This window comes from Cupriavidus sp. YAF13 (genome assembly GCF_052113425.1).
Taxonomy (GTDB): domain Bacteria; phylum Pseudomonadota; class Gammaproteobacteria; order Burkholderiales; family Burkholderiaceae; genus Cupriavidus.
The window spans coordinates 1-24,360 of record NZ_JBFRDD010000052.1; the positions used below are offsets into that span (position 1 = coordinate 1).

The window sequence follows — 24,360 nt, forward strand, 5'->3', positions numbered from 1 at the left end:
GGTCATGGGACCCTTAACGAAATGGGCGATCAGGTCTTCGGGAATGGCCGGCAGTTCACGGTCTGCGGCTTGGCTGGTCTTCGTCTTGCGTGGCATACATGCTCCTTGGCGACATGTTATGCCCTAAACACAAAATTTCTGACAGGCCCTGCGGTTTCGATGTCCTTCGGGCCGGTAGRATMCGCCAGCCAAYACTCCGGGCCGTACGACGCAACCACCGAGGCCCAAACAGCCTGATTGCTCKGCTCCCGGCAGGGCGGCTTTCTTTTCGTTAGTTTTCTTTGCCGGTCAAAGAAAAGTGACCGGCAGCCCCCGCAGGGGGATGTCGTATGGCACTTGGGTCCAAAGGCCAACGCCGATGAAATAAACACCGACCAACCCCCCAGAGCGATGTCGTAAGGCCCTTGGGTACAAAAACCAACGCCGCCTAAAGAAACAGCAAAAGCCCCCCAAAAGCCCTACCCCCTCCGCCCCCTTACGCCCCCAACTTCCTCTTCAACAACTCATTCACCTGAGCAGGATTCCCCTTACCCTTGGTGGCCTTCATCGCCTGCCCCACCAGCGCATTGAACGCCTTCTCCTTGCCGGCGCGGAATTCCTCCACCGACTTCGCATTGGCAGCCAGCACGTCGTCGATGATCTTTTCCAGCTCGCCCGAGTCGGACATCTGCTTGAGGCCCTTGGCCGCGATGATGGCGTCGGCGTCGGCACCTTCCTCGCCCGCCCACATGGCTGGGAAGACATCCTTCTTGGCGGTGTTGTTGGACACCGTGCCGTCGGCRATGCGCRCCAGCAGCYTGGCCAGCTGGGCCGGCTTGACCGGGGCGGCTTCCAGCGCGATGCCTTCGCGGTTGAGCAGCGACGACACGTCGCCCATCAGCCAGTTGGCAGCCGGCTTGGCATTGGCCGCGCCAGCTTCAGCGACCACCGCCTCGAAATAGTTCGCGAGCGACTTGGAGGCGGTCAGCACGCTGGCGTCGTAGGCGGACAAGCCGTATTGCGACACCAGGCGCGCTTGCATGGCCACCGGCAGCTCCGGCAGCTGGGACTTCACGCGCGCGATCCAGGCGGCGTCGATCTCCAGCGGCAGCAGGTCGGGGTCGGGGAAGTAGCGGTAATCGTGCGCGTCTTCCTTGGTGCGCATGGCGCGCGTCTCGCCGGTGTCCGGGTCGAACAGCACGGTGGCCTGCTGGATTTCGCGGCCGTCCTCGATCTCGGCGATCTGCCATTGCACTTCGTAATCGATGGCCTGTTGCAGGAAGCGGAACGAGTTCAGGTTCTTGATCTCGCGGCGCGTGCCCAGCTTGGGGCTGCCGTAGGGGCGCACCGACACGTTGGCGTCGCAGCGGAAGCTGCCTTCCTGCATGTTGCCATCGCAAATGCCCAGCCACATCACCAGCGCGTGCAGGGCCTTGGCGTAGGCCACGGCCTCGGCCGAGCTGCGCATGTCGGGCTCGGTGACGATCTCCAGCAGCGGCGTGCCGGCGCGGTTCAGGTCGATGCCGGTCATGCCCGCGAAATCTTCGTGCAGCGACTTGCCGGCGTCTTCCTCGAGGTGGGCGCGCGTGAGTTGCACGGTCTTTTCGTAGGTTTCGCCCTTCTTGCCTTCGACCTGGATGCTGATGCTGCCGCCCTGCACCACCGGCAGCTCGTACTGGCTGATCTGGTAACCCTTGGGCAGGTCGGGGTAGAAGTAATTCTTGCGCGCGAAGATGCTGCGCGGCGCGATGGTGGCGCCGATCGCCAGGCCGAACTGGATGGCGCACTCGACCGCGCCGCGGTTAAGCACCGGCAACACGCCGGGCAGCGCCAGATCAACCGGCGAGGCTTGCGTGTTCGGCGCCGCGCCGAAGGCGGTGGAGGTACCGGAAAAAATCTTGGAGGCCGTCGACAACTGCGTGTGCGTCTCGAGGCCGATCACCACTTCCCATTGCATGGCGGTATTCCTGTTCGTGTGCTGTATATGTTGCTACTTGTTTGCTACGTGTGGCTATAGATAGCGATGGATGGCTACGTGTTCTTTCATGGATTCGGGCTGGCCAGCCATGAATCCAGTTGCGCCAGCGCCGCATCGCGCGAGATCGGGTCGCCGCCCACGGTCACGCCCTGGCCGTAACGCGAGCCATTAGGCACATCGCGCCGCACCCGCAGYGGCTCGGTGCCGTCAAAGCCGTGATACGCGCCGGGGTAGATCTCCAGGCGAAAACGCGCATCCGGCTGGCGCGCCGCGACCGCCTCGCGCAGCATGGCGCAGCGGGTGGCGGGGGTCCAGTCGTCGGCGCCGCCGGTCAGCAGCAGCAGGGGCGTGCGCAGGCGGTACTCATGCCGCTGCACCGCGCTCTTGCAGCCCGGGTAAAAAGCCACGGCGCGCTCGATCGCCGGTGCGCCCGCCGGCCAGTCGCGGCTGGCGTCGATGGCGCTGAGCACTGCCTGCGCGCCATTAGACCAGCCCAGCAGCACGATATGCTCGGTGTCCACGCCGGGCTGCCGCGCGAGCCACTGCAGCGCCGCCAGCACATCGCCGCGCCGCGTGGCGTCGTCGATGTCGCGGCTGTCCAGGCGTTCGGTGCAGATGCCGTCCGGTTTGCCGCGCGGGCCGAAACTGTCGGGCAGCAGCACCGCGTAGCCGCGCGCGGTCAGCCACTGCACGTATTCGCGGTAACGGCTCTGGAGCGCTGCCGCATCCGCGCCGCCACTGCGGTGCAGGCCGCCGCAGCCGTGCAGCGCAATCACCACGCGTACGGCCGGAACCGAGGCCGCGGCGCTGCGCTGCGGCACGAACCAGTAGCCGCTGAGCGGCTGGCCGCCGTCGGCGCCCGGGAAACGCACCGTCTGCGCCGCCGGCATGGCGCGCTCTCCGGCCGCCGGCGTGGAAGCCTGCGCCAGCACGGCGTGGCTTGCCAGCAGCAAGGCGCACGCGCCCAGGCTGAAGGCCTTCAGGCGAGCGGCGATGCAACCGTGGGCGGCTTGGGACATGGCGTCGAGCGGGTTCATCGGGTCTGCGCGCAGCCGCCACCGCCAGGCTCGAACATCACCGGCCAGGCTTCTTCATAGATGCCCGGCGAGCAACGCGCTTCGCAATTGGCGTGCGCGAGCGTGACCCGGCGCGGATCCTGCCAGATCATCAGCTTGCAGGCGCTGCCGTCGTTGGCGCGCAGCTCGATATGCGGCTTCTTCTGGGTCTGGCGGAATTCGGCCAGGTTGAAGCTGCACGAGCCGCGCTTGCCCACCCACAGCTTCCATGACAGCTGCTGCACGGTGTTGGCCGCCACGCGCACTTGCGCATCCTCGCGAAAGCCGTCTTCCTCGGTGCGGCGGCAATCGCCGGCGAGGTCGATGTCGCGGCTGGCAATCGGCGGGGGCTTGCCGCCAAAGCGCGGCAGCGGGATGCAGGCCGCCAGTGCGGCGGCCAGCCCGATGCCGAGCACGATGCGGGACAGCCAGCGCGCTGCGTTCATGCCTGCGCGGGCCGGCGCAGATGCCAGTCCGTTGCCTGCTGGAAGGCGTGCGCCGTTTGCAGCAGCTCGGCCTCGCCAAAGTAGTTGCCGATCAGCTGCAGGCCAACCGGCATGCCGCCCTCGCCCAGCCCGCAGGGCACACTCATGCCGGGCAGGCCGGCCAGGCTGGTCGACAGCGTGAAGATGTCGGCCAGGTACATCTGCACCGGGTCCGCGCTCTTCTCGCCGAGCTTCCACGCCACCGTGGGCGCCACCGGGCCCATGATCACGTCGCATTGGGTGAAGGCGCGCTGGAAATCGTCAGCGATGATGCGGCGGATCTTTTGTGCCTGCAGGTAATAGGCGTCGTAGTAGCCGTGCGACAGCACATAGGCGCCCACCATGATGCGGCGCTTGACCTCGGGGCCGAAGCCTTCGGCGCGGGTCTTCTTGTACATGTCCATCAGGTCGCGGTATTCGGCGGCGCGATGGCCAAAGCGCACGCCGTCAAAGCGCGACAGGTTGGACGATGCCTCGGCCGGCGCGATCACGTAGTACACGGGGATCGACAGCTCGGTCTTGGGCAGCGACACCTCGACCAGCGTGGCGCCCAGCTTTTCGTACTCGGCAAGCGCCGCGCGCACGGCTTGCTCCACGTCCGCTGCCAGGCCCTTGCCGAAATACTCCTTGGGCAGGCCGATGCGCAGCCCTGACAGCGGCTTGCTGGCGCTGGCGCCGACCCGCGCCTGGCCCAGCAGGCGGGTGTAGTCCTCGTCGACGCCGCCCAGGGCGGGCGCGACGCTGGTGGAGTCGCGCTCGTCGAAGCCGGCCATGCCGCCCAGCAGCATGGCGCAATCCTCGGCGGTGTGCGCCATCGGGCCGCCCTGGTCGAGCGAGGAGGCGAAGGCGATCATGCCGTAGCGCGACACGCGGCCATAGGTAGGCTTGATGCCGGTGATGCCGGAGAACGAGGCCGGCTGGCGGATCGAGCCGCCGGTGTCGGTGCCGGTGGCGGCAGGCGCCAGGCCGGCGGCCACGGCGGCGGCCGAGCCGCCCGAGGAGCCGCCCGGCACGCGGCTGGCGTCCCAGGGGTTCCTGACCGGGCCGAAGTGCGAGTTCTCGTTGGACGAGCCCATCGCAAACTCGTCCATATTGGTCTTGCCCAGCGTGACCATGCCGGCGGCGGCGAGGCGCTCGACCACGGCCGCGTCGAACGGGCTTTCGTAGTTGGCCAGCATGCGCGAGCCCGCCGTGGCGCGCCAGCCACGGGTGACGAATACGTCCTTGTGGGCGATCGGCACGCCGGTCAGCGGGCCGGCTTCGCCGCGCGCGCGGCGCGCGTCGGCGGCGCGGGCCTGCGCCAGGGTGAGTTCGGGGTTGACGTCGACAAAGGCGTTGAGCGCGCCGGCCTGCTCGATGCGGGCCAGGTAATCACGCGCCAGTTCTTCGGCGGAGACGGAGCGTGCCGCCAGCGCGTCGGAAAGCTCGCGCAGGGAGGTCACGGAAGTTGCGGAAAAGGGCATGTCGGTCGGTTTGGCTTGGCAGGTGATGGCTGCCGGCGCGGCCTGGAGGCGGCGCGGCGCAGCCGCTGGGTCGAGGGCCGGGGTGCGTCTGACCTTTATTCGATGACCTTGGGCACCAGGTAGAGGCCGCCTTCGGTGGCCGGGGCGGGACGCTGGTAGTCCTCGCGGCGGCTGGGCTCGGTGACCACGTCGTCGCGCAGCCGCTGCGACATCTCGCGCACCGCGGACAGCGGGTGGGCCAGCGGCACGATGCCGGTGGTGTCGACCGCCTGCATCTGTTCGACCAGGGAGAAGAATTGATTAAGCTGCACAAGCGTCTGCCCAGCCTCGGCATCGTTGATTTCGATGCGGGCAAGGTGGGCGATGCGCTTGACGTCGGATAGGTCGAGAGCCATGGCTTGGGGTCGGTGCGAAAGGCGATGCGGGCGCGGCCGGGGCGGGCCGGGCAAGTGCTGCCGGGAGCGCCCGGGAATCGTCAAAGTTACAGGTTTTTTCGAGGAAGAAGCCCCCGAAACAGGGGGAATTATAAGGTATCATTGCGCGTTGCCATCCTTTGGCCGCGCCTTCGTCACATTGGTGCAAAACCGCCTCCTCCGGAGCATTTCGGTACACACCGGCGGTACACACCGGCGGGACACACCGGCGGGACGCCCGGCGGCGTACTCCGGCACCCGGGCCAGCCTGCACTGGCCGCGTGGCCCGCGCCGGCGCAGGCTTGAAGGCCCCCAAGGGATGACAGACAGGTTCCTCCGATTAGGCCGCCCCCGCCAGCAATTAATTTGTAATTGCGGCGCCGTTCCACCGAACTTTCGCGCGTGGTCTAATCAAAGGTTCCCGTAGAGGCTGCTTTCGCCACCTGGCAAAGCGGCCTTGGCTGGCGGCCCTGGCCCTGGCAGTTCGCAGCGGATGACAACGCGGACTGGCAACGGCGCCGGCCCCACCGGACGGCCGGGGGCCTTAATACTACCCGTCGCTATGAATATCGTGGCTGGCCCCGCAGCGGCGCCGGCCACTTCGCATACTCGCGAACCACCAGAAAACAGGATTCCTGATGTTCGGATTTCTCCGCAGCTACTTCTCCAACGATCTCGCGATCGACCTCGGCACCGCCAACACCCTGATCTATATGCGTGACAAGGGCATCGTCCTTGACGAGCCGTCCGTGGTCGCCATCCGCCAGGAAGGCGGACCCAACGCCAAGAAGACGATCCAGGCGGTGGGCAAGGAAGCCAAGCAGATGCTGGGCAAGGTGCCGGGCAACATCGAAGCGATCCGCCCGATGAAAGACGGCGTGATCGCCGACTTCACGGTCACCGAGCAGATGCTCAAGCAGTTCATCAAGATGGTGCACGACACCAAGCTGCTGCGCCCCTCGCCGCGCATCATCATCTGCGTGCCCTGCGGCTCGACCCAGGTCGAGCGCCGCGCCATCCGCGAATCGGCGCTGGGCGCCGGCGCCAGCCAGGTGTACCTGATCGAGGAGCCGATGTCGGCCGCGATCGGCGCCGGCCTGCCCGTGTCGGAGCCGTCGGGCTCGATGGTGGTGGATATCGGCGGCGGCACCACCGAGGTGGGCATCATCTCGCTGGGCGGCATGGTCTACAAGGGCTCGGTGCGCGTGGGCGGCGACAAGTTCGACGAAGCCATCGTCAACTACATCCGCCGCAACTACGGCATGCTGATCGGCGAGCAGACCGCCGAAGCCATCAAGAAGGCCATCGGTTCGGCTTTCCCCGGCTCCGAAGTCCGCGAAATGGAAGTCAAGGGCCGCAACCTGTCTGAAGGCATTCCGCGTGCCTTCACGGTGTCGTCCAACGAAATCCTGGAAGCCCTGACCGATCCGCTCAACCAGATCGTGTCGGCCGTCAAGATCGCGCTGGAACAGACCCCGCCGGAGCTCGGCGCGGACATCGCCGAGCGCGGCATGATGCTGACCGGCGGCGGCGCGCTGCTGCGCGACCTGGATCGCCTGCTGGCCGAGGAAACCGGCCTGCCGGTGCTGGTCGCCGAAGACCCGCTGACCTGCGTGGTGCGCGGCTCCGGCATGGCGCTCGAGCGCATGGACAAGCTCGGCAGCATCTTTTCTTACGAATAAAGCGTAAGCAGAGGATTCGCACGTGGCGCGACGCGGCCTGCCGGACTACCTGGTCGGGGCAGCGCCTTGCCGCGCTACCCTCCCGACCCCGCCAGTCCCCGTGCACCACACCGCGCCGCGACGCCCCAGCCACTCCGGCTGGCGTGCCGCGGCGCGGTCGTGCCTGTGGCACCGGGGGACCTTTCTGCCAGCGCACGGGTAAATGGATTACACTCCGCCGCCGCTCTTCAAGCAGGGCACTTCCGCCGTTGCGCGCCTCGTCTTCTATGTGACGATCGCGCTGGCGCTGCTCATCGTTGATGCGCGCTTTGACGCCCTGCGCGTGGTCCGCCAGGTTGCCGCCACCGTGCTGATGCCGGTGGAACGCACGGTGCTGGTGCCGCGCGACGCGCTGCGCGCCACCTTCGACTACGCCCAGTCATCCGCCACCCTCGCCAGCGAGAACCGCGACCTCAAGCGCCGCATGGTGACCGAGGCCGAGGGTTCGGTGCGCCAGTCCCAGCTCGAAGCCGAGAACAACCAGCTGCGCAAGCTGCTTGGCCTGGTGCAGCAGTCGGCCACGCCGGTGACGGCGGCCGAGATCCTGTACGACGCCCGCGACCCCTACAGCCAGCGCATCGTGATCGACCGCGGCAGCCAGCATGGCCTGCGCGCGGGCTACCCCGTGATCGACGAACGCGGCGTGATCGGCCAGATCACGCGGGTTTCGCCGTTCCAGTCGGAAGTCACGCTGCTGACCGACAAGGAGCAGGCCATTCCCGTGCAGGTAGTGCGCAACGGCTTGCGCAGCGTGGCCTTTGGCGGCGCCCGCGCCGGCCTGCTCGACCTGCGCTTCATGGCCGCCTCGGCCGACCTGCAGCAGGGCGACCTGCTGGTGACCTCCGGCCTGGACGGCACCTACCCGCCAGGCCTGCCCGTGGCCAAGATCGTCCAGATCGAGCGCAAGGCCGATACCGCCTTTTCGCGCGTGTACTGCGAACCGGTGGCCGGCGTGCGTTCGCACCGCCAGTTGCTGGTGATCCGCTACGAAGCGCAGTTGCCGTCGCGCGAGTCCATCGACGGCCCACGCGACGCCAAGGAAGCGCGAAGCGTCAGGGCGAACCGCCCGGGTGTCCGGGATGCCGAACGCTCAGGAGAGCGGTCGGCCGAGAAGCCCGCCGACAAACCTGCCGCAAAGCCTGCTGACAAGCCGGCGGAAAAGCCCGCCGACAAGCCCGCCCCTGCCAAGGAGCCCAAGCGTTGACCAATCCCCAATACCTGCTGCGCCCGGTCAACCCCGTGTTTATCGCGCTGAGTTTCGTGCTGGCCTTCCTGTTCAACCTGATGCCCTGGGGCACCACGCTGTGGGTGCCCGACATGGTGGCGCTGGTGCTGGTGTTCTGGAACATCCACCAGCCGCGCAAGGTCGGCATGGGTGTGGCCTTCGCGCTCGGCCTGCTGATGGACGTGCATGACGCGCGCCTGCTGGGCGAGCACGCCATGGCCTACTCGCTGCTGGCGTACTTCGCCATCACCATCCATCGCCGCGTGCTGTGGTTCACGGTCTATACCCAGGCGCTGCACGTGCTGCCGCTCCTGTTTATCGCCCACGCGGTGCCGGTGCTGATCCGCCTGGCCATGGGCGCGCCGCTGCCCGGCTGGCAATTGCTGCTGGCGCCCGGCATCGAAGCGTTGTTGTGGCCGCTGGCCACCGGCATGCTGCTCGCGCCGCAGCGCCGCAGTGCCGACGTGGACGAAACCCGGCCAATCTGACGCTTTACCCCAACCGAAGTCCCGCCGCGCCCCCTGGGGGGCGCGGCAAACCGCAAGGCTGACGCAGTACCATGACCGAAATACGCAATGTCGAACAGGAGCTCGGCCGCTTCCGCATCCGCGTAGCGGCGGCGGGCCTGTTTGCCGTGATCTGCTTCGGCCTGCTGTTCAGCCGTTTCCTGTGGCTGCAGTGGTACAAGCATGACCAGTACTCGGCCAAGGCCGAGGACAACCGCATCTCGGTGGCGCCGATCGAGCCCAACCGCGGCATCATCATGGACCGCAACGGCGTGGTGCTGGCGCGCAACTACTCCGCCTACACGCTGGAAATCACCCCGTCCAAGCTGTCCGACACGCTCGACAACACCATCGAGGAACTGGCCCAGCTGATCGACATCCAGCCGCGCGACCGCCGCCGCTTCAAGCGCCTGATGGAAGAGTCGCGCAGCTTCGAAAGCCTGCCGATCCGCAGCCAGCTCACCGACGAGGAAGTGGCGCGCTTCTCCGCCCAGCGCTTCCGCTTTCCTGGCGTCGACGTGCGCGCCCGGCTGTTCCGCCAGTACCCGATGGGCGAGTCCGCCTCGCACGTGATCGGCTACCTGGGCCGCATCTCGCAGCGCGACCAGGAACGCATCGAGGCCATGGACGAGGCCAACAGCGCCGAGGGCGCCAAATACGATCCGCGCAAGGACGCCGACAACTACAAGGGCTCCAACTACATCGGCAAGATCGGCATCGAGCAAAGCTACGAGACCGAGCTGCACGGCCTGACCGGTTTCGAGGAAGTGGAAGTAAGCGCGGGCGGACGCCCCATCCGCACGCTGTCCACCTCCCCCGCCACGCCCGGCAACAACCTGATCCTGTCGCTCGACATCCGCCTGCAGCAACTGGCCGAGGCGCTTTTTGGCGACAAGCGCGGCGCGCTGGTGGCGATCGAGCCGGCCACGGGCGACATCTTGGCCTTTGTCTCCAAGCCGACCTACGACCCCAACCTGTTCGTCGAAGGCATCGACACCAATACCTGGAATGAGCTCAACGGCTCGCCCGACAAGCCGCTGCTGAACCGCCCGCTGCGCGGCACCTACCCGCCCGGCTCCACCTACAAGCCGTTCATGGCGCTGGCGGCACTCACCACCGGCAAGCGCACGGCGGCCTGGGGCTTCCACGATCCGGGCTCGTTCACGCTGGGCAACCATACCTTCCGCGACGACAAGCCAGGCGGCCACGGCTGGGTGGACATGAACGCCTCCATCGTGCAGTCGTGCGACACCTATTACTACATGCTGGCGCGCGACATGGGCGTCAACGGCATCCACGACTTCATGAAGCCGCTGGGCTTTGGCCAGATCACCGGCATCGACATCGAAGGCGAGAGCCGCGGGATCCTGCCCTCCACCGACTGGAAGCGCCGCGCCTACCGCAAGCCCGAGCAGCAGAAATGGTATGACGGCGAGACCATCTCGCTGGGGATCGGCCAGGGCTACAACAGCTTCACCATCCTGCAGCTGGCCAACGCCACCTCCATCCTGGTCAACAACGGCATCGCCATGAAGCCCCACCTGGTCAAAGCGGTGGAGGATTCGGTCAGCCGCGAGCGCGAGCTCACCGTGCCCAAGGAAAGCTACCGCCTGCCGCTCAAGCAGTCGGATATCGACGTGATCAAGCGCGCCATGGTCGGCGTGACGCACTCGGGCACCGCCGCCCGCGCGTTTGCCGGCGCCGCCTATGAGTCCGCCGGCAAGACCGGGACGGCGCAGACCTTCACCATGGGCAAGAACGAGAAGTACAACCACCACGCGCTGGACGAGCGCAAGCGCGACCACGCGCTCTATACCGCGTTCGCTCCCGCCGACAACCCGAAGATCGCGCTGGCGATGATCGTGGAAAACGCCGGCTTCGGCGGCGCCGTGGCCGCGCCGATCGCACGCAAGGTGATGGATTACTATTTGACGGGCAAGTGGCCGGAAGAACTGGCGAACATCGCCCCGCCCGCGTCCGAACGCGCCGGCGGCAAGCCGCCCGTGGATACGCCCAGCGTGTTTACCACCGGCCACACCGCCAGCATCGCCAGCGCCACCGTCATGGGCGCGAGCGAAGCCGCCGCCACCAGCGAAGGCGCCAGCGTGCCGGCAGCGCGGGTGGCAGCCCGCGCCGGCGCTTCCGCCACGGGCGCCTCTGCCGTGGTGGCGCCGGTGATCGACCCCGCCGCCATCCCGCCCGCCTCGGCAGTGCAGACGCTGGACCAGCGCATGGCGCAGGCCCTCGGCCACAGCCGCCCGGCACCGCCCCCCGCTCCGGCCACGTCGCCCGTCATGGCGCCCGCCAGTTCGAAACCCCGCGCCAAACCGGCAACCGCGCCCGCCGCGGCCGGCGGCAACGCTTCACGCTGAAGGAGACGCGCCATGGATCGCCGCCGCGTCCTATCGTTCATCAAGACGGCCCTGACCGGCTTCGACAAGCCACTCGCGCTCATCGTCTTCCTGCTGTTCGCCACCGGCATCGTGGCGCTCTACTCCGCCGCCATCGACATGCCCGGCCGGGTCGAGGACCAGTTGCGCAACATCCTGCTGTCCTACCTGGTGATGTGGGTCATCGCTTACCTGCCAACCCAGACGCTGATGCGGGTGGCAGTGCCGCTCTATACGGTCGGCGTGGCCCTGCTGGTGGCGGTGGCCATGTTCGGCCTGATCCGCAAGGGCGCGCGGCGCTGGCTCTACGTCGGCATGGTGATCCAGCCCTCCGAGATCATGAAGATCGCCATGCCGCTGATGCTGGCGTGGTACTTCCAGAAGCGGGAGGGCTCGATCAGGTGGTTCGACTTTGTGCTGGCGCTGGTGCTGCTCGGCGTGCCCGTGGGCCTGATCGCCAAGCAGCCCGACCTAGGCACCGGCCTGCTGGTGATGGCAGCCGGCCTCTACGTGATCTATTTCGCCGGCCTGTCGTGGAAAATCATCCTGCCGCTGCTTGCCATCGTGGTGGTCGCCATCACCGCGCTGGTCAGCTTCGAGCACGATATCTGCGCTCCCGGCGTGAACTGGCCGATCCTGCACGACTACCAGCAACACCGCATCTGCACGCTGCTGGACCCCACCACCGACCCGCTCGGCAAGGGCTTCCACACCATCCAGTCCATCATCGCCATCGGCTCCGGCGGCGTGTTCGGCAAAGGCTGGCTCAAGGGCACGCAGACGCACCTCGAGTTCATCCCCGAGAAGCACACCGACTTCATCTTCGCGGTGTTCTCCGAAGAGTTCGGACTGATCGGCAACGCCGTGCTGCTGGTGCTCTACCTGCTGCTGATCTTCCGCGGGCTGTACATCGCGGCCAACGCGCCGACGCTGTTCTCGCGGCTGCTGGCGGGGTCGATCACGCTGATCTTCTTCACCTACGCCTTTGTGAACATGGGCATGGTGAGCGGCATCCTGCCCGTGGTGGGCGTGCCGTTGCCGCTGCTGAGCTACGGGGGAACGGCGCTGGTGACGCTAGGCATGGGCATCGGGATCCTGATGAGTATCTCGCGGCAAAAGCGGCTGATACAAACATAGCCTGGCGTACGACATGGCCGCTGAAATGACACCTTGCTGAGGTATCCTCTCTCCTTTGGAACGTTCACCTCCAAGGGCTCAAATGCGGCGCGTCGTATTCAATCAGAAAGGCGGAGTCGGTAAGTCGACCATCGTCTGCAACCTGGCGGCCATCAGTGCCAGCGAAGGCCTGCGCACCCTGGTCATCGACCTCGATGCGCAAGGCAACTCCAGCCAGTACCTGCTCGGCGCGCACGCCGCCGAGGCCACCCCGACGGTGGCCAACTTCTTCGAGACCGCGCTCACATACAGCTTCAAGCCGCTGGATGTCACCGCGTTCATCCACGCCACGCCGTTCGAAAACCTCGATGTGATGCCCGCCCATCCCGAGCTCGATATGCTGCACGGCAAGCTCGAATCCCGCTACAAGATCTACAAGCTGCGCGACGCGCTGATCGAGCTGGAAGAGGCGTACGACGCCATCTACATCGACACCCCGCCCGCGCTGAACTTCTACACCCGCTCCGCGCTGATTGCCGTCCAGCGCTGCCTGATTCCATTCGACTGCGACGACTTTTCCCGCCGCGCACTCTACACGCTGCTCGACAACGTGAAAGAGATCCAGCACGACCACAACGCGGACCTGCAAGTCGAAGGGATCGTGATCAACCAGTTCCAGCCGCGCGCCACCTTGCCGTTGCAACTGGTGGAGGAACTGGTCAGCGAAGGGTTGCCGGTGTTGAATTCACGGTTGTCGTCGTCCGTGAAGATCCGGGAGTCGCATCAGCATGCGATGCCGATGATTCATCTGGATCCTAGGCATAAGTTGGCGTTGGAGTATTTGGCGTTGCATCAGGAGTTGGTGGGGTAGGGATAGCGGCCCTAAGGGGTTGGTCGCTGTTTCTTTGGGCGGCGGTGGCTTTTTGCACCCAAGGGCCATCGCCGATCAAAGAAACAGCAAAAGCCCCCCAAAAGCCCTACCCCCTATCCCCCTACCCCCTTCATCAAAAAATCCCGACTAACCCCACCCCCAAGCTCATGGATCCTGCGAAGAAAATCGCTAAGCCACCCATGAATCCCAACAGAAAAAATATCCTCGATCCGAGTGAATTTAAGCTCGGCATGCAGTTTCCCCGCCCGCCGCTCCGTCTCCACTGACTGCGCATTGCGCACCTGCGCCAGCAACGAAACCACCTCCCGCAAACTGGCCGCCAGCGACCGCGGCATATCCGGATGCACGATCAGCAACTCGGCCACGCGCTCCGGCGTGACCACCGAGCGATAGACCTTGCGATACATCTCCAGYCCCGACACCGAGCGCAATACCGCAGCCCACTGGTAGAAGTCGTCCTGCTGCAGCCCGAGGTCGGTGGCCTGGAACTTGACGTCAAGAATGCGGGCGGTGTTGTCGGCGCGCTCCAGGAAAGTGCCCAGCCGCATGAAGCAGTAGGCTTCGTCCTTGAGCATGGTGCCGGCTTCCACACCACGCGTGAGATGAGAGCGGAACTTGACCCACTCGAAGAACTGCGCCGGATCGTGGCGCAGGATGCCGTCGGCAACCATCTGCTGGACATCGAGCCAGGTGGTGTTGATGGTCTCCCACAGCGGCGTGGTGAGTGCGCCGCGCACGGCGCGGGCATTTTCGCGGGCGGCGCGCAGGCAGGACATGATCGACGCCGGGTGGCTCAGGTCGCGCACCATGAAGTCGATCACTTCCTCGTGCACGACCGCGCCGTGGTGCTCGGCGAATACCGGCGTGAGCTCCGTCACGTCGAGCATTGCCAGCCAGCCTTGCTGCGCCACCTCGGGCGATTGCGGCAGCATCGAGGCCTGGTAGTTGACGTCGAGCATGCGGGCGGTGTTTTCCGCGCGCTCGGTGTAGCGGGCCATCCAGAACAGGTGGTCGGCGGTGCGGCTTAGCATGATGATTCCCCCATTTCTCGGCAAACCCAGGCTACTGACAAGCAATTGGCTTGCCAGCCGCTGACCGCGGCGCGGTGCCTACTCGACCGGCAGCACGCTGACCTCCACTTCCACATCGTGCGCGCCGCCGCCCACGATGACGCCGCGCAGCAGCGAGACGTCGCTATAGTCGCGCCCGAACGCCAGCGTGACGTGGCTGGTGTCGGCCAGCACGTCGTTGGTGGGATCGAGATCGACCCAGCCGGCCAGCGGGCAGTACACCGACAGCCAGGCATGGGAGGCGTCGGCGCCGATCAGCCTGGGCTGGCCGGGTGGCGGCTCGGTGCACAGGTAGCCGCTGACGTAGCGCGCCGCGAGGCCGAGCGAGCGCAGGCAGCCGATCATGACTTGGGCGAAATCCTGGCACACGCCGCTGCGCAGGCCGAAGGCTTGCAGCGCCGGGGTATCGACCTCGGTGGCGGTGGTCTGGTATTCGAAGTCGGCGTGCACGCGATGCATCAGGTCGATGGCGCCGGCCACCACGGGCACGCCGGGCGCGAAGCTGGCGAGCGCGTAGGCCTTGAGATCAGGATGCAGCGCCACGTTGGGCGAGGCGAAGCAGAACTCGCTTTCCGGCAGGAAGGGCTGCCCGGCGCGAAAGCGTAGCGCGGCGGCCGCCGTCTCCCACGGCATGCTGGCGGCGGGGTCGAGCGACGTCCAGCGCGGCGTGAGGCTGACCGTGCTCTCGCAGGCGAGCTGCATATAGTCGTGCGGCACGTCGATGGTGAAGTACAGCACGTTGTTGCCGAAGGCGTCGATGTCCGCATGCTCGTGCGACGGCGGCGGCTCGATCTGCGTGCTGTGCGCGTGCACCGCCTGCCACGGGCAGGTCACCGGAAACACCACGGCGCGCTGCTGGGCGTTCTCCACCGGCGCGGAGTAATCGTAGATGGTTTTGTGATGAATCGTCAGCACGGAGGCCACGCGTCCTGGCGCGGGCTCGGCCACGTCTTGCGCCTGGCTCATCGTCGCATTCATGGTTGCGCTCATGGTTACGCCCCGACGCGGGTGCCGGCCATGCCAGCATGGCTGAAGTAGCGCGCACTGATTTCGTCTGAGAGACGCACCATCATGTCAGTCAGTTGCTCGCATAGTTGCACCAGATTGGTGTATTTCCCGTCGGGGCCGCGCTGGCATAGTGCTTCCCAGCCGGGCAGCGTCTCCACGGTGGGCAGCCATTGCGGCAGTGGCACGCGCCCGGTGCCGGCCGGGCTGGCCGGCGGCGAGATCTGGCCGAGCTTGACGCGCAGCCGCGCCAGCAAGCCGTAGAGCCCGCGCGGGTTGGTCGGCTCGATCACCAGCTGGTCGACCAGCGCGGGCACATCGGAGCGGCCCGGGTACAGCGCGCGGAAGGTCAGCGTGCTGTCGAACAGATGCAGCAGCAGATCGAAGCAGGTCCGGTGCAGCAGCGCGCCGTTGTGCGCAAACACCCGCAGGAAGGTCGAGAGCGTGGCCACGCGCTCGATATGGCGGCCGATAAACAGCAGGCGCCAGGCTTCGTCGCGGGTCATGCGGTCGCCCTGCGCGCCGCTGATGGCGGCTAGCTGCATGGACAGGCGATCCAGCGCCGCCAGCACGCGCGGGCGGTCATAGTTGCCCGTGTCGCCACCGGGGATACCGGAGCTGCTGGGGCTCCCAACGGACGCCGCCTCCATGGCATCGCCAAAATCGTTGCGCGCGGCCAGGATGGTGCGCCAGTGATCGTTGGACAGCCGGTTGCGGATTTCGGTGGCGGCGTGCACGTGGCTGGCCAGGTTCTGGCCCACGCTGGTCCAGCCGGCGCTTTCCGCCAGCGCGGACACCAGGCTGCGCTCGAACACGCGCAGCGAGGCGCGCGGCTGCGGCGCGCCGGTCGGCAGCAGGCCGCAGGCGAGCACCAGTTCGCCGATCACGTCGAGCGCGCTGTCGTCGCGGTCGTCGCTGCTTTCGATCGAGCCCAGCACCAGCCGGCACAGGCGTACGTTGTTTTCCGCGCGCTCGGCATAGCGGCCGGCCCAGAACAGGTTCTCGGCGGCGCGGCTGGATACCGCCAGCGGCTTGGCCGCCGGCCCGGGCGCCGCGCCGGCCATGGGGAACTGCAGCGGCGTGCCGCCCGGCTGCGCCGGCTGGCTCGACAGCACCCAGGTGTCGACGCTGGAGCCGCCGAGCTGCATCGATACCGCCGGCTGCCCCTCGCCCGCGAGCCGGGTGAAACCGCCCGGCATCACCTGCCAGCCACCCCGTCCGTCGGCAATGGCGTAGACCCGCAGCATGGCGGCGCGCGAGCCGATATGCGGCCCTTCCCAGCGCGGCGCGTGCGACAGCGGCAGGTCGGCCTGGATGGTGAACAGATCCGGCACCTGCTCGATGCGCTCGCGCCAGTCCGCCAGGCGCTGCAGGCCGCGCTCCATGCCCAGGCGCGGGCCTTCCCACGGCTGCGCCATGCCGCGCGGGTAGGTTGGCATCAGGAAGGCTTCGGTGAATTCCCCGAGCGCCTCCTCGCGCGCCGTGGCCTCGCCACACCACCAGCTGGGCACACCCGGCAGCAGCAGTTCCTCACCCAGCAGCGCGCGGGAAATGGCCGGCAGGAAGCCGTGGATGGCCGGCGTCTCCAGGAAGCCCGAGCCGGGCGCATTGGACACCAGCACGTTGCCCGCGCGCATCGCCTGCAGCAGCCCGGGCACGCCGAGCGTGGAATCCTGGCGCAGCTCGACCGGATCGCAAAAGGCGTCGTCCAGGCGGCGCAGCACCACGTCGACGCGCTCCAGCCCGGCCAGCGTCTTCAGGTAGACCACGTCGTTGCGCACCGTCAGGTCCTTGCCCTCGACCAGCGTGATGCCGAGGTAGCGGGCCAGGAAGGTGTGCTCGAAATAGGTTTCGTTGTAGGGCCCCGGGGTGAGCAGCACGATGTGCTTGCTGACCGAGGCGGCGGCGTTGCCCGCGGATTCCGGCGCGGGTGGCTGCGCCGCGGGCTGCTGCGCCAGCGTGGCCACCAGTTGCGAGAACGCGGCGGGCAGGCGCCGCACCCGCAGCTCGCGAAAGGCATCGGCGAACAGGCTGGAGATGATGAGGCGGTTCTCCAGCGCGTAGCCCATGCCGGAAGGCGTCTCCGTGCGGTGGGCCATCACCGTCCAGCCACCCTCCAAGGTATGCGCGAGGTCCACCGCGACGATATGCAGGAAGTTGCCGCCCGGCGGCTGGTAACCCTTGAGCGGGCGCAGGTAGCCGGGATGGCCAAAGACCAGGCCGGCCGGCAGCAACCCCTTGGACAGCAAAGACTGCGGCCCGTAGATGTCGGCCACCATGGCATTGGCCAGCTCAGCGCGCTGCGCCACGCCGCGCTCGATCCGCTGCCAGTCCTCCTCGGTCACCAGGAAGGGCAGCAGGTCCAGCGCCCAGGCGCGCGCGCCTGCCTTGTCCGTGTAGTCGGCGTAGACGTTGTAGGTCACGCCGTTGTCGCGGATCTGGCGCGCCATGGCGGCGGCCTGCTGGTCGAGGCCGTCGATGCCCTCCTCGCCCAGTATCTGGAAAAAGCGTGCCCAGGGCTCGCGCAGCCCGTCCCCGCATGCCCCCAGTTCATCGAGGTGCCCGGGCGGCACCGGCCGCGCGCGGTGCATCACCGCGTCGACGGCAGGGGCGGTTTCATCAAAAGGCAGGGACGGCTGAAGAGACACGGGGCGCGGCTTTGGGGGCTGCCGGATCAGCGTTGTCGCAAATCCAGCGTGAACGGAAACTCGAGGCTGCGCCGGGGCGGTTCCACGCGCATCACGCCCGGCGTGTGGCCAAGCGTGAAGAAGCGTGTCAGGCGCCGGCTCTCAGCCTCGTACGCATTGACCGGGAAGGTCTCATAGCTACGCCCGCCCGGATGCGAAACATGATACTGGCATCCACCGATGCTGCGCCCCATCCAGGTGTCGACAACGTCGAAAGTCAGCGGCGCATGCGAGGCGATGGTGGGGTGAAGCGCAGACGGCGGCGCCCAGGCGCGGTAGCGCACCCCGGCCACGAACTCGCCGACGCGCCCGGTGGGCTGCAGCGGTACCGCGCGGCCATTGACGGTGACCACATGGCGGCTGTCGTTCATGCCCAGCACGCGCACCTCGATGCGCTCGAGCGACGAATCCACGTAGCGCACGGTGCCGCCGGCACTGCCCTCCTCGCCCATCACATGCCAGGGTTCGAGCGCGGTGCGCAGCGTCAGCGACAGGCCGCCGGCCGCGAGCTCGCCCACGCGCGGGAAGCGGAACTCGAAGTGCGGCGCGAACCAGGCGTTGTCGAATGCGAAGCCGGCTTCGCGCATCTCGGTGAGCACGTCCTCGAAATCCATCTGCACGAAGGTGCCGAGCAGGAAACGGTCGTGCAGCTCCGTGCCCCAGCGCGTGAGCCGCCCGCGATAGGGCTCGCGCCAGAAGCGGGCCACCAGCGCGCGCAGCAGCAACTGCTGCACCAGGCTCATGCGCGCATGCGGCGGCATCTCGAACGCGCGCAGCTCCAGCAGGCCGAGGCGGCCGGTGGGGCCGTCGGGCGAGTAGAGCTTGTCGATGCAGAACTCGCTGCGGTGGGTGTTGCCGGTGACGTCGATCAGGATATTGCGCAGCGCACGGTCGACCAGCCACGGCGGCATGTGCGCGCCGACCCCGCCCTCGGCGCCCGAGAGCCGGTCGAGCTGGTGCTGCAGTTCGGCAAAGGCGATCTCGAGCTCGTAGAGCTGGTCGTTGCGCGCCTCGTCCACGCGCGGCGCCTGGCTGGTCGGGCCGATGAACATGCCCGAGAATAGGTAGGACAGCGAGGGATGGTTGTGCCAGTACGCAATCAGGCTGGACAGCACATCGGGGCGCCGCAGGAAGGGGCTGTCGGCCGGCGTGGCRCCGCCCAGCACGAAGTGATTGCCGCCGCCGGTGCCGGTGTGCCGCCCGTCGAGCATGAACTTCTCGGTGCTGAGGTAGGTCTCGTGGGCAGCCTGGTAGAGGAATTCCGTATGGTCGACCAGTTCGTCCCAGTTGGCGGCCGGATKGATGTTGACCTCGATCACGCCGGGGTCTGGCGTGACCTGCAGGAGCTTGAGGCGCACGTCGCGCGGCGGCGGGTAGCCTTCGAGCACGATCTTCACGCCCAGCCCGGCGGCGGTGGCTTCCACCGCCGCCAGCAGCTCCAGGTAGTCCTCCAGCACGGTCAGCGGCGGCATGAAGACGTAGAGCATGCCGCGCTTGTCGCCCGCGGCCGCTTTTTCGGCCTTGGGGCCGGCGGCGCGGCTGGGATGGCGCACTTCCACGCACAGCGCCGTGCGGGTGATCCAGCCCGCGGATTCGCCGCGCTCGGGCACGCGCGCCAGGTCCGCCGCCAGGGCAGCGGGCGCGGCCGTGCCGCCGATCATGCCCGCCCCTGGCCTGGCCCCGGCACGCGTTGCCGCTACCGAGCCGGGTGCGGGGTAGGCCGCGGTGCTGGCGCGGAACGCCGCAGCCTGGCCAGGCTCGGCGCCTTGGCCGGCAAGCCCCGGCAACTGCGCGCGCAGCTGCGCCCCGGAGGGCAGCGGCGAGCGCGCCGCGAACGGGTCCTGGTCGAACTGCCACGGGTAGTCGGCCTCGCTGACCCAGGGCAGGGCATCCAGCGGCAGGCGGTAGCCCATCGGCGAATCGCCGGGCAGCAGGTACATGCGGTCGTCGCGGAAGAACCACGGCCCGCTGATCCAGCGGTGGGCGGCCAGCGCCGGGCCATCTTCCAGGCCGGTGCGGCGCAGCGGCAGCACATAGCCGGTGGGCCGCGCCAGGCCGCCATCGAACACGCGGCGCAGGCGCATGCGCTCCATCTCATCGTCGAGCCGCGCCTCCAGCGGGTCGACGTTGACCGGCAGGCGGCGCTCGCGCCAGAGGTAGTACCAGGTGTCCTCATAGCCGGGCTGCACAAAACCGGGGTCGATCCCGAGGCGGGTGGCCAGGCTATCGAGGAAGCGGCGCGCGTCGGCCTCGGTATAGTCGGCCGGCTCGCGCTCATCGGCGAACAGCGACGGGTCCTGCCAGCAGGGCTGGCCGTCGGCGCGCCAGCAGATCGACAAGGCCCAGCGCGGCAATTGCTCGCCCGGGTACCACTTGCCCTGGCCGAAGTGCAGGAAGCCGCCCCTGCCATAGCGCGCGCGCAGTTTATGCACCAGTTCGGTGGCATAGGCGCGCTTGGTGGTGCCGAGCGCATCGGTGTTCCATTCCGCGCCATCGCGATCCTTGACCGCGACAAAGGTCGGCTCGCCGCCCATGGTCAGGCGCACATCTTGCGCGTTGAGCTGGATATCGACCTCGGCGCCCACGGCCGCCACCGCCTGCCACTGCGCCTCGGTATAGGGCTTGGTCACGCGCGGCGATTCATAGATGCGGGTGATCGACATCTCGTGGTGGAAGGTCACCTCGCTCTCGTCGACCGCGCCGCTGACCGGCGCCGCGCTGCCCGGCTCGGGCGTGCATGCCACCGGGATATGGCCCTCGCCGGCGAGCAGGCCGGAGGTGGGGTCGAGCCCGATCCAGCCCGCGCCCGGCAGGTAGACCTCGCACCATGCGTGCAGGTCGGTGAAGTCCACGTCGGTGCCGCTGGGGCCGTCGATGGATTTCACGTCGGGCGCCAGCTGCAGCAGGTAGCCGGACACGAAGCGCGCGGCCAGCCCCAGGTGGCGCAGCGTCTGCACCAGCAGCCAGCCGGAATCCCGGCACGACCCCGAGCCGGTCTCCAGCGTCTGCTCCGGCGTCTGCACGCCGGGCTCCATGCGAATCAGGTAGCGGATGTCCTCTTGCAGGCGCTGGTTCAGGGCCACCAGGAAATCGCTCGTGGTCTGCTTGTTGCGCGGAATGCTCTCCACGAAGGCGGCAAAGCGCGGCGTCAGTTCGCCCTTGACCATATAGGGCGCCAGCTCGTAAGCCAGGCCAGGCTCATAGGTGAAAGGAAAATTCTCGGCGTAGGGCTCGAGGAAGAAGTCAAACGGGTTGTAGACCGCCATCTCGACCACCAGGTCGACGGTGATCTTGAACTCGGTGGTCGGCTCGGGGATCACCAGCCGGGCGAGGTAGTTGGCGAACGGGTCCTGCTGCCAGTTCACGAAATGCTGCTCGGGCTCGATGCGCAGCGAATACGAAAGGATCGGCGTGCGGCAGTGCGGGGCAGGACGGAGCCTGACCACCTGCGGCGAAAGCTTCACGGGCCGGTCGTACCGGTAGTGGGTGACATGGTTCAGTGCGACGTGTGTTGCCACTAGTGCCTCCCATTGGCGCAGGTTTCGTGTTGTTGTCTCAAGCAAGAGTTGTACCGCCCCCGGCGGCGCACCTCGGATTGCAGCCCTCGGCGGCCGCCCGTGCATGGCAACATGCCCAGACTACCGCAGCATTACATCGCGCCAGCCTGTTTTGCCTTCAGTCCCTGCTCGATCAGCGAGCGCAGCTTGGCCAGCGCCCCGGGGTCGCCGTGCGCGGCAGCGCGGGCGTACCAGATCTTGGCCTGCTCGATGTCCTTCTCGACCACGCCGGGCTCGCCACGCTCGTAATAGCTGGCGACAATGTACTGGGCACCGCCGTCGCCCGCCGTGGCGGCGCGCGTGTACCACTCGAAGGCCTTGCCGTAGTCCCGCGCCAGGCCCCGTCCGGTGAAGTAATTGGTCGCCAGTTCCACCTGGGCCTGCACATGGCCGCCTTCGGCCGCGCGGCGGTACCACTGGTTGGCGGACTCCAGCGAGCGCGGCACCAGCTCGCCGTGCTCGTACATCTCGCCAAAGGTGAACTGGGCCTGCGTCATGTCGTTCTCGGCCGCGCGGTGCAGCCAGATCAGCGCCTCCTCCTGGCGCACCGGCGTGCCCTCGCCGCGCAGCAGCATCATGGCGTAGTTGTACTGCGCGAGCCGGTTGCCTTGCTGGGCCGCCTTGGCGAAATCCCGCAGGGCCGAATCGAAGGCGCCGGCGTCGTAGGCGGTCACCGCCTGGCGCGTCAGTTCCTGCGCCGGCGCCGGGGGCTGGCGCGCGGCTTGGGCGTGCTGGAAGGCAAACAGGCAGAGGGGAAGCAGCGCGGCAATGGCGGCGGCGCGCAATCGCGAAGGAAAGCGGCCAGGAAAGTGGGCAGTGAAGCGAGCAGTAAGGCGCGCAGTGAAGCGAACAGGAAAGCGACGGACAAGCGGCATGGCAGGCTCCAGGCAGGGCACGCGCTGACTCCAAGTCTACAAGTGTAGGACTCCGAAGTCGCCAGGTGCAGTCGGAAGCGGCCGGCCAGACCTTACGGTTGGCGCCACCAGTTCTGCGCCGGTTCCGCAGGCGCGGGTACGCTGCTGGGCAGTGCTTGCGCCTGCGCCAGCAAGGCCTCGGCCTCCGTGTGCAGCCTGGACAGGCAACGCGCCAGCACCCGCGCCTCCTCCGGATCCAGGCAGGCGGCCAGGCGGGCGTTGAAGGCCTGGGCCTGCGCAAAGGCAAGTTGGTAGACCGCCTCGCCCTGCTCGCTCAGTGCAAACGCCGCCGCCCGCTTGTCCTGGCCGCGCGTGGCGCGCTGCACCAGGCCGCGCGCCATCAGGGCGTGCACGGCGCGGCTGGCCAGCACCTTGTCCAGCCCGGCGCTTTGCGCCAGCTCCGTCAGGCGCGTGCCCGGCTGCTCGCCGAGAAAGGCCAGCATGCGCCACTCGCGCCGGCTCACCCCGGCCGCGGCGCGCAGGTGATGCCCGCTGGCTTGCAGGGCAACGCGGGTCAGGTGATAGAGGCGGTAATTGAGGAAGTCCGCCAGACGGGCGGGATGCTGCAGCGTTTCGCCGGCGTCCCGCTCCCTGCGCTCCTGTGCCTGTGCCTGTGCCTGTGCCTGTGCCTGTGCCTGCTCGCCCGCCTGGCTGCCGTTCATGCCGCACCCGCAAATTTAGTTGATTTTGTCAATTATATGGCTGGGTGTTAGCGTCTGTGCCGCTGCATAAGAACTGGCGGGCCGCGCGCTAAGCGCATCCGCCGGGGTATGGCCGGGCAGGCATGGGTCCAGGAACGAAACGCGCACATCGTTGCGCGAAATCCTTCTTTGGCGCCTGCGGGCCATATCGATAAATTGGCCGGCTTCCCGCCGATGCCGAACCAACAGGAGAACCCGTGAAACCCGCCAAACTGCTGCGCGCGCTAGTCCCCACCCTCGCCACCATGACCGCACTGGCCACCCTGTGCCTGGCCAGCGCGCCGGCCAGCGCCCAGAACGACCGCCCGCTGCGCATCCTGGTGGGCTACCCCGCCGGCGGCACCGCCGACCTGGCCGCCCGCCTCATTGGCGACAAGCTGCGCGAGGAACTCAAGCAAACCGTGGTCATCGAGAACAAGCCAGGCGCTGGCGGCCGCCTGGTCATGGACTATGCGCGCACCCTGCCCGCCGACGGCAACACGCTGGTGGTCGCCAACTCCGCGGTGATGACCATCGCCCCGCTGACCTACCGCAAGCTGAACTACGACATCCAGCGCGATTTCGTGCCGGTGGCGCAAACCGCTAACTTCCAGCTGGCCCTGGCCACCGGCCCCGGCGCGCCGGCCAAGACGCTGAAGGAGTACATCGAGTGGCTCAAGGCCAGCCCGGCCAAGAACAATTCCTACGCCTCGCCGGCGCTAGGCAGCATTCCGCACTTCTTTGGCTTGCTGATCGGCAAGCAGGTGGGCGTGGAGATGTTGCACGTGCCATTCAACGGCTCGGCGCCGCTGATGAATGCGCTGGTGGGCGGGCAGGTGCCGGCCTCGGTCGATACGCTCGCCGATCTCACCGAGATGCATCGTGCGGGCAAGATCCGCGTCCTGGCGAGCTCAGGGACGCATCGCTCGGTGGCATTGCCGGATGTGCCCACGTTTACCGAGCTGGGCTACAAGGACATCGAGGGGCTTGGCCGGTACGGGTTCCTGGCGCCGGCCGGCGTGCCGAAGGCAACGATCGACCGGCTGAATGCGGCGATCGTGCATGCGGTGCAGTCGGCGGATCTGAAGGAGCGGTTCCTGAAGCTGGGGCTGGAGCCGCAAACCGGGAGCGCGGAGCAGTTCGGCAAGGTGCTGGCGGCGGATGCCGGACGGTGGGGGCCGGTGGTCAAGGCCTCTGGCTATACCGGGGATTGAAAACACCACA

Annotated in this window: 18 protein-coding genes; 7 read left to right on the forward strand and 11 right to left on the reverse strand. The window is 67.5% G+C overall.

Going from position 1 to position 24,360, the window contains the following annotated elements; genetic code table 11:
- Window positions 1–475 precede the first annotated feature (475 nt).
- The 5 genes from gatB to gatC form a co-directional block, all read right to left on the reverse strand.
- Entirely contained in the window at window positions 476–1,936 is a 1,461-nt protein-coding gene (gatB, locus tag AB4061_RS31580; RefSeq protein ID WP_441640153.1) for an Asp-tRNA(Asn)/Glu-tRNA(Gln) amidotransferase subunit GatB, read from the reverse strand.
- 86 nt (window positions 1,937–2,022) lie between these two features.
- Window positions 2,023–2,994 (reverse strand): dienelactone hydrolase family protein, encoded by a 972-nt coding sequence (locus tag AB4061_RS31585; protein WP_441640154.1) that lies wholly within the window; start codon window positions 2,992–2,994, stop codon window positions 2,023–2,025.
- Window positions 2,991–3,458, reverse strand: coding sequence for a hypothetical protein (locus AB4061_RS31590; RefSeq protein ID WP_441640155.1), 468 nt, complete (start codon window positions 3,456–3,458; stop codon window positions 2,991–2,993). The genes AB4061_RS31585 and AB4061_RS31590 overlap by 4 nt, the downstream gene beginning before the upstream one ends.
- Complete coding sequence (gene gatA / locus AB4061_RS31595; RefSeq protein WP_441640156.1) at window positions 3,455–4,960, reverse strand: Asp-tRNA(Asn)/Glu-tRNA(Gln) amidotransferase subunit GatA; 1,506 nt, start codon at window positions 4,958–4,960, stop codon at window positions 3,455–3,457. The genes AB4061_RS31590 and gatA overlap by 4 nt, the downstream gene beginning before the upstream one ends.
- A 95-nt stretch (window positions 4,961–5,055) precedes the next feature.
- Entirely contained in the window at window positions 5,056–5,355 is a 300-nt protein-coding gene (gene gatC / locus AB4061_RS31600; protein ID WP_441640157.1) for an Asp-tRNA(Asn)/Glu-tRNA(Gln) amidotransferase subunit GatC, read from the reverse strand.
- Window positions 5,356–6,011: 656 nt separating this feature from the next.
- Here gatC and AB4061_RS31605 point away from each other — a divergent pair.
- From AB4061_RS31605 to AB4061_RS31630, 6 genes are all read left to right on the forward strand, one after another.
- Window positions 6,012–7,055 carry a rod shape-determining protein gene (locus AB4061_RS31605; RefSeq protein WP_035859663.1) on the forward strand — a complete coding sequence of 348 codons (1,044 nt, stop codon included), beginning with the start codon at window positions 6,012–6,014 and terminating at the stop codon, window positions 7,053–7,055.
- Between the two features lie 202 nt (window positions 7,056–7,257).
- Window positions 7,258–8,298, forward strand: coding sequence for a rod shape-determining protein MreC (gene mreC / locus AB4061_RS31610; protein ID WP_441640158.1), 1,041 nt, complete (start codon window positions 7,258–7,260; stop codon window positions 8,296–8,298).
- Window positions 8,295–8,807: a rod shape-determining protein MreD gene (gene mreD, locus AB4061_RS31615; protein ID WP_441640159.1), complete on the forward strand. Its 513-nt coding sequence runs from the start codon at window positions 8,295–8,297 to the stop codon at window positions 8,805–8,807. Before mreC ends, mreD begins: the two co-directional genes overlap by 4 nt.
- 71 nt (window positions 8,808–8,878) lie before the next feature.
- Window positions 8,879–11,197: a penicillin-binding protein 2 gene (gene mrdA / locus AB4061_RS31620; protein ID WP_441640160.1), complete on the forward strand. Its 2,319-nt coding sequence runs from the start codon at window positions 8,879–8,881 to the stop codon at window positions 11,195–11,197.
- Between the two features lie 12 nt (window positions 11,198–11,209).
- Window positions 11,210–12,352 carry a rod shape-determining protein RodA gene (gene rodA, locus AB4061_RS31625; protein ID WP_441640161.1) on the forward strand — a complete coding sequence of 381 codons (1,143 nt, stop codon included), beginning with the start codon at window positions 11,210–11,212 and terminating at the stop codon, window positions 12,350–12,352.
- Between the two features lie 82 nt (window positions 12,353–12,434).
- On the forward strand, window positions 12,435–13,202 hold the full coding sequence (locus tag AB4061_RS31630; RefSeq protein WP_441640162.1) for a ParA family protein: 768 nt from the start codon (window positions 12,435–12,437) through the stop codon (window positions 13,200–13,202).
- A gap of 113 nt (window positions 13,203–13,315) precedes the next feature.
- Here the strand turns inward: AB4061_RS31630 and AB4061_RS31635 are convergent, their stop codons facing one another.
- The 6 genes from AB4061_RS31635 to AB4061_RS31660 form a co-directional block, all read right to left on the reverse strand.
- The gene (locus AB4061_RS31635) at window positions 13,316–14,254 is read right to left on the reverse strand and encodes an alpha-E domain-containing protein (protein ID WP_441640163.1); all 939 of its coding nucleotides are present in this window, start codon (window positions 14,252–14,254) and stop codon (window positions 13,316–13,318) included.
- 78 nt (window positions 14,255–14,332) lie between these two features.
- Window positions 14,333–15,259 carry a transglutaminase family protein gene (locus AB4061_RS31640; protein ID WP_441640191.1) on the reverse strand — a complete coding sequence of 309 codons (927 nt, stop codon included), beginning with the start codon at window positions 15,257–15,259 and terminating at the stop codon, window positions 14,333–14,335.
- Window positions 15,260–15,285: 26 nt separating this feature from the next.
- Entirely contained in the window at window positions 15,286–17,946 is a 2,661-nt protein-coding gene (locus AB4061_RS31645) for a circularly permuted type 2 ATP-grasp protein (RefSeq protein WP_441640164.1), read from the reverse strand.
- 26 nt (window positions 17,947–17,972) lie between these two features.
- Entirely contained in the window at window positions 17,973–21,503 is a 3,531-nt protein-coding gene (locus AB4061_RS31650) for a transglutaminase family protein (RefSeq protein ID WP_441640165.1), read from the reverse strand.
- Between the two features lie 131 nt (window positions 21,504–21,634).
- Window positions 21,635–22,417, reverse strand: coding sequence for a tetratricopeptide repeat protein (locus AB4061_RS31655; protein WP_441640166.1), 783 nt, complete (start codon window positions 22,415–22,417; stop codon window positions 21,635–21,637).
- A 92-nt stretch (window positions 22,418–22,509) separates the two neighbouring features.
- Window positions 22,510–23,118 (reverse strand): MarR family winged helix-turn-helix transcriptional regulator, encoded by a 609-nt coding sequence (locus tag AB4061_RS31660; protein ID WP_441640167.1) that lies wholly within the window; start codon window positions 23,116–23,118, stop codon window positions 22,510–22,512.
- A 284-nt stretch (window positions 23,119–23,402) separates the two neighbouring features.
- Between AB4061_RS31660 and AB4061_RS31665 the strand changes: the two genes are divergently transcribed.
- A complete protein-coding gene (locus tag AB4061_RS31665) occupies window positions 23,403–24,350 on the forward strand; it encodes a Bug family tripartite tricarboxylate transporter substrate binding protein (RefSeq protein ID WP_441640192.1) in 948 nt (315 codons plus the stop codon).
- The last annotated feature ends 10 nt before the right edge of the window (window positions 24,351–24,360 follow it).